A 6,855-nucleotide genomic window follows, 5' to 3' on the forward strand; every position below is an offset into this window, starting at 1 on the left:
CTGAGGTGCAGTATAGTTTGGAGCAACACCAATAAATTTAGCCAATACTATGGAGAGACTATAAAAATTAAGAATTAAGTATGAAAAATGAAGAATTGTTGTTGAAATTAATCTTTACGAATTAATTTCTTTAAAGGACCTTGTAGCGGCGAACATTGTTCGCCATTTTTATATACCCAATATTCGATAATAGGAATGGGTCTAGGTTTTTAGGAGAAATATCAATAATTCTCCATTGTCCATTTTCAATTTTCAATTGTATAAGGGTGCAGTATAGTTTGGAGCAACACCAATAAATTTAACCAATACTGTGGAGAGACTATAGAAATTAAGAATTGTGAATTAATTTCTTTAAATGACTTTTGTAGCGGCGAACATTGTTCGCCATTTTTATATGTCCGATATCTAATAATAGGTATGGGTTTGAAGTTTCTGGAGAACACTGTTCTCCCCTACAGTTAATCGATTCAAAATTTCTCAGCAATAGCTGATAAATATCTACAATTGTGAATTAAATTAAGTGTTGGATTTTATTCATTTATAGTATAATTAATTAAGACATATAAAAGAAAATAACTAGTTAAAAATAGGTATTATATTTTGCACCAAACATGTCCATAGGTTTTCGTGATGATTGGGGTATCATAGATTTTCATAAAGGCTAGAAATGAGGTAGAACTATGAAAAACAAAGTTTTTAGAGTTTTGGGTATAGTATTATTAGTTATAGGAATTTCAATGGTTGGTTATGGAATTTATAATAAGGTTAAAACTAATAATAAACAAAAAGAAATGATGGAAAACTTTGAATCAGCTTTAAATCATATTAAAGATAGTAATAATGAGACAACTAAAGAAAATAAAGAACAGGAAGATAAAAAAGAAGAAATTCCTCTTACTGATGATGTTATTGCTATAATGGAAATACCTAAGATAAATTTACAAGTAGCAGTTAAAGAAGGAACAGAAATGGATATACTTAATTATGCTGTAGGTCACTTTAAAAATACTGCAATGCCAGGTAAAAAAGGAAATTTTGCAGTGGCGGGCCATAGAAACTATACCACTGGAGAGTTCTTTTTAAATGTTCATAGACTAACTGATAAGGATGAGATTAAAGTTAGAACTCATGAGAATACTTATATATATGTAGTTAGTGGCATGGAAGTGGTAAATGAAGATGCATTAGAAGTATTAGATCCTACAGAGGATGCTACTATAACTTTAGTTACATGCACAGATGATGGGAAACAAAGGTTAATAGTGAGAGGTAAACTAAAAGAATAGGATGTGATAAAACTATATGGAAAACAATGAAGAAAGAATAGATTTAGGTAACTTTGCTCATCTTCACGTCCATACAGAATACAGTCTTTTAGATGGCTCAGGAAAGATAAGTAAAATGGTGCAAAAAGTCAAGGAATTAGGCATGAAAACCATAGCCATTACAGACCATGGAACTATGTATGGTTGTGTTGATTTCTATAAGGCTGCAAAAGAAGAAGGTATTAAGCCAATTATAGGATGTGAAATTTATGTTGCATCTAAATCTATGCATATTAAGGATGCTAACAGTGAAAATGAAACCAATCATTTAGTGTTGTTAGTAAAAAATGAAGTTGGATATGAAAATTTGATGAAGATTGTTTCTACTGCATCCATAGATGGATTTTATTATAAGCCTAGAGTTGACCATGAGTTCTTAAAAGCTCATAGTGAAGGGCTTATTGCAAGTAGTGCTTGTTTAGGAGGAGAAGTCCAATCCTATTTACGTCAAAATAATGAGAAAAAAGCAAAAGAATCAGCACTAAGATTTAAAGAAATCTTTAATGGAGATTTTTACTTAGAACTTCAATATCATGGTATGGATGAGCAGTTAAGAGTTAATGAACAATTAATTAAACTATCAAAAGAATGTGATATTCCATTAATATGTACTAATGATGTTCACTACATAAATAAAGAGGATGCAAAATCTCATGAAATACTATTATGTATTCAAACGGGAAAAACAATGGAAGATGAAAAGAGAATGAAGTATCCTTCTAACGAGTTTTATTTAAAATCTCCTGAGGAAATGGCAAAAATCTTTGGATATGTTCCAGAGGCATTAGAGAATACAGTGAAAATTGCAGAGCAATGCAATTTTGATTATGAATTCCACAAATCAAAATTACCTAAATTTCCATTACCGGAGGGGGTAGACCCTTATGATTATCTTAAAAAAACCTGTTATAGTGGTCTCTTTGAGAGGTATGAAGCTTTTAAATCTTTAGTAGAAAAGCCTTTTGATTTTGAAGAGGTTATAAAAATAACTAAAGAGAACGATGAGGCAAAAAAAATAGTTGATAGGCTAGAATATGAGCTAGGTATCATAAATCAAATGGGTTATGTTGATTATTTCTTAATCGTTTGGGATTTTATAAGATTTGCCAACGAAAATGGAATACCAACTGGACCAGGAAGAGGTTCAGCAGCAGGATCAATAGTAGCCTATACCTTAGGAATAACAAAAATAGATCCAATAAAATATGGCTTACTCTTTGAGCGTGAAGTAAGATGCGCTAGTTAAACTCGGTGAATTGCTGGAAGGCTAAACATAAAAAATATGCATGCTAATCAGCAGCCAAGTCTAGGAAAGGTATAAAAGTACTAGAAAGGTTCAGAGACTAGAGGATTGAATAGCCAAATAATAATATCCTCCACGAGTGCCGGGCTTAGCAAACATATATTCATATACAGATTTATAGTATTGAAGATAAAGGAAACATTTAAGATTTGCTAAGATGATATAGTCCAAACTGAGCTAGAAATGACTAGCTGATGAAAATGAGAGAAATCTCCAGAGCGTAGGATAAAGAGCCTGCGGCTAACAATAAATGTTCTTAAACCCAGAAAGAGTAAGCATGCCAGATATTGACAGTGACTTCTGCTATGAAGGCAGGCAAAAGGTTATTGATTATGTTGTTGAAAAATATGGGGTTAATAATGTATCACAAATTATAACCTTTGGAACAATGGCAGCTAGAGCTTGCATTAGAGATGTAGGTAGAGCTATGAATTATCCTTATGCAGAAGTAGACAGAATAGCTAAAATGATACCTACAGTTTTAAATATCACTATTGATAAAGCGTTAAATATGAATCCTGAACTTAAAGAAGCTTATGAAGGCGACATGAGGGTTAAGGAACTAATTGATGTGGCAAGAGATTTAGAAGGTCTACCAAGACATAGTTCAACTCATGCTGCAGGAGTAGTTATAGCATCTCAGCCTCTTGTAAATTATGTACCTCTTCAAAAAAATGAGGAAATGATTGTAACTCAATTTACTATGGGTACTTTAGAAGAGTTAGGGCTTTTAAAGATGGATTTCTTAGGTCTTCGTACTTTAACAGTAATGAGAGATGCAGTTAATTATATTAAACAAAACCGAGGTATTGATATTGATTTAGATAAAATAAATTTTGAAGACTCAAAAGTTTACAAAATGATAGGAGAAGGTAAAACTGCAGGAGTATTCCAGCTGGAGTCATCAGGTATGACTAGCTTTATGAAAGAACTAAAACCTGATTCACTAGAGGATATTATAGCGGGGATAAGTCTTTATAGACCCGGTCCAATGGCAGAAATACCAAGATACGTAGAAAGCAAAAAAAATCCAAACAGAGTAACCTACGAAACACCGCAACTAGAGCCAATACTTAATGTCACGTATGGAGTTATGGTTTACCAAGAACAGGTAATGGAAATAGTTAGGAAATTAGGAGGATATTCCCTGGGAAGAAGTGACTTAGTGCGAAGAGCTATGTCTAAGAAAAAGCACAAGGTCATGGAAGAGGAAAGAAAGAATTTTATTTATGGAATAGTAAATGATGAGGGAGATATAGAAGTCCCTGGTTGTTTAAGAAATGATATATCAGAAGATGCAGCAAATAAGATATTTGACCAAATGATGGATTTTGCAAGTTATGCGTTCAACAAAAGCCATAAATTTAGTGTGGCACTATATAGTGATGTATAGTTAAAAACTCCTTAAATTGCTGGGAAGCCCTAAAGCTACTTAAACCACAACATAGTTTGTAAAGGCAGATGTGATGGTGGACGAAAGTCAGAAAAAATTAAGTAGATGATATATGAGTAAATTCTAAGTATTTATTTTATGAAATCACATAAAATAAAATGGGTTATCAGCAGCGAAATTTCCCAATAAAGATGTACTTTAGGAGATGGTATTATTTTAGATAAGCGATCTATTAAAAAAATATATAAGCTTAGGGATGAGGGTAATACCATAAGAGAAATTAAAAAAATCTTAAGTCAAAAGTATTTTCTAAATATAAAAGAAAAAGAAATCAGAGATATTTCAATAAAGTTATCAAAAAATAATCATAAATTTTCAAAAAACGAGCTAAGAAAAATATTATATTTATATGAGAATTATCATGATACTAATAAGGTTGCATTATATTTAAATAATAGATATGGATATAATCTTACTTATAGAAGGTTGGTAGACTTAGCAAGTAGAAATGATGTTAAAAAGAAGTTTCAGAATATGTATTCTATATCAAAAGTTTCTAGAGTTGATGAATATAAAATCATAGAGCTATATAAATCTGGGAAAAGTAGTACTGAAATATCAAAAATATATGGATATAAAACAAGAGAATCTATTTTAAATAAATTAAAGAAATTTAATATTGAAAGAAGATCTTCTAATGAATTGAGAATAGAAAATAAATCTTATTATAATTTCTCAATGAGATTTATAAATAGTTATGAAAAAGCTTATTTTTTAGGATTATTACTAACAGATGGATCTGTGAATGATAAAAGGGGAAGTATTACTTTAGATTTAACTGACAAAGATGCTATAGAAATGTTAGCTAGGTATATAAATATTAAATTTAAAGAGTTTTCACCTGGAAGTAAAGGAAAACTTAATAGATATAGAATAACATTTTATGGAAAAGATTATGTAAAACAAGTAGAAAGGTTTGGTGTAATCTCTAATAAAACTCATATATTAACAAAACCACTATTAAATGAGCAAGAGCTTATATATTTAAATTATATAATAAGAGGAATTATAGATGGAGATGGGTGGATTAGAAAAGATGGAAAAGAATTTTTCATTTCTTCAGCATCTTTTGAATTTATAAAATGGTGTAAAGAAATGTTGGAATATATGGGTCTTAATAATTTGAAGATAAAATTTATTAAAAATAACTATAATGGTATATATTTAATAAGAACTGCTTCTAGGGATAATATTGAATTATTGAAATTGAAAATTTATGATAAACCTTTTGGAATGATGAGAAAATACGAAAGATTACATGGGAAAGACGTTCAGAGACTATAATAGGAGGTACTAAGCATTTAGTACGTGGTATAGTCCAGCCTACAACTATATTGTATATAGGCTTATGAAAGTAAGAGTAGGAAAAGGCAGCGGCATACGCAGTTGTTGGATATCAAACTGCTTATTTGATGTATTATTATCCAACGGAATTTATAGCAGCAATGCTTAATAGTGTTAAAGGAAGTAATGAAAAGGTTGCGTATTACATAAGGTTTGCTAACCAATTAGGCATAAGTGTGCTTCCACCGGATATTAACGAAAGTTATTCTGAGTTTACTGTTAAAGATAAAACCATAAGATTTGGACTTTCTGCTATTAAAAACGTTGGAGAAAATGTTATTGAATCCATAGTAAAACATAGAGAAGAAAAAGGTAAGTTTACTGGATTCATGGATTTTTGCAATAAAATAGACACTGCACAAGTAAATAAAAGAGCTGTTGAAAGCTTAATAAAGGCAGGCGTTTTTGATTCTTTAGGTGTTTATCGTTCACAATTATCAGCAGTATTCGAAAAAGTGCTAGATGGAATTCACAATGAGAAAAAACGAAATGTTAAAGGACAAATAAGTCTTTTTGAAGAGATTTTAGAAGAGAAAAACTTTGAGATAGAATATCCTAAAATACAGGAATTTAATAAGAAATACCTATTAGCCATGGAAAAAGAAATGACAGGAATTTATTTATCTGGCCATCCACTTGATGAATATGAAAAATCCTTAAAATTTCAAACAAGTCATAATATCTCAGATTTACTTTTAGAAGATGGCTTTGAGGATGGAGTGGAATTAGATGAGCAAAATCTTAAGGTCAGCGATGGAGATAAAGTTATAATTGGAGGTTTAATTTCTGCTGTAAGTAGAAAAGCAACTAGAAATAACACTATGATGGCATTTATAACTTTAGAAGATTTATATGGAACTATAGAAGTTGTAGTATTTCCTAAAACCTTTGAAAACTGCAGAAATTTAGTTAATGAAGATGAAATTGTAATTGTAAAAGGCAGGGTGGCAGTAAGAGAAGATGAGCAAACTAAAATATTATGTGAGGAAGTAAAACCTCTTATTAATATCAATAAGGATAAAATATATATTTTAATTAAGGATAATACTTTACTTACACCAACTGTTAATGAAATAAAAAATGGGCTTAAAGCTTTTAAAGGAAATACTCCAGTATATCTATGCACAGCAGATGATAGAAAATCTTATTTAATAGATAAATCTGCATGGCTTAGTAACGAATATGATACAATAGAAATATTGAAAGAAACCTTTGGAGAAGAAAATGTAAAGGTTGTTGAATGATAGGATTAAGCTATGATTAATTCATAGCTTTTTCTTATTTACAAGTATTGATATAAAAAATATTGGTAATCATATATGGTGATACTGTTTTTAGTAATATACACTATTGTTGTAATTAGATTTAATCAAACTAACTTTTTTAATAGTTTTTTTACTAGCAATACAATTGCTAGTTCTCCACCTCTG

At 30.3% G+C, this 6,855-nt stretch carries 3 protein-coding genes and 2 pseudogenes; all 5 read left to right on the plus strand.

Features of this window, described 5'->3' with window-relative positions; genetic code table 11:
• Positions 1–680: 680 nt before the first annotated feature.
• The 5 genes and pseudogenes from B2W91_RS00690 to B2W91_RS00710 all read left to right on the plus strand — a co-directional run bounded on the left by B2W91_RS00690 (position 681) and on the right by B2W91_RS00710 (position 6,669).
• Positions 681–1,286 carry a class D sortase gene (locus B2W91_RS00690; protein WP_291578339.1) on the plus strand — a complete coding sequence of 202 codons (606 nt, stop codon included), beginning with the start codon at positions 681–683 and terminating at the stop codon, positions 1,284–1,286.
• 16 nt (positions 1,287–1,302) lie between these two features.
• Positions 1,303–2,550 (plus strand): annotated as a pseudogene (dnaE, locus tag B2W91_RS00695) (DNA polymerase III subunit alpha); the annotation flags it as partial.
• 331 nt (positions 2,551–2,881) lie between these two features.
• Positions 2,882–4,006: pseudogene (gene dnaE, locus B2W91_RS00700) on the plus strand (DNA polymerase III subunit alpha); the annotation flags it as partial.
• A 501-nt stretch (positions 4,007–4,507) separates the two neighbouring features.
• A complete protein-coding gene (locus tag B2W91_RS00705) occupies positions 4,508–5,365 on the plus strand; it encodes an LAGLIDADG family homing endonuclease (RefSeq protein WP_291578340.1) in 858 nt (285 codons plus the stop codon).
• Positions 5,366–5,493: 128 nt separating this feature from the next.
• A complete protein-coding gene (locus tag B2W91_RS00710; protein ID WP_291578359.1) occupies positions 5,494–6,669 on the plus strand; it encodes an OB-fold nucleic acid binding domain-containing protein in 1,176 nt (391 codons plus the stop codon).
• Positions 6,670–6,855: the final 186 nt, after the last annotated feature.

The sequence above is a fragment of the Clostridium sp. UBA6640 genome (assembly GCF_002455975.1).
Lineage (GTDB): Bacteria > Bacillota > Clostridia > Clostridiales > Clostridiaceae > Clostridium_J.

Coding starts and splice junctions, on each gene's coding strand:
- B2W91_RS00690 (WP_291578339.1), top strand. CDS start 681: ATGAAAAACAAAGTTTTTAGAGTTTTGGGTATAGTATTATTAGTTATA.
- B2W91_RS00710 (WP_291578359.1), top strand. CDS start 5,494: ATGTATTATTATCCAACGGAATTTATAGCAGCAATGCTTAATAGTGTT.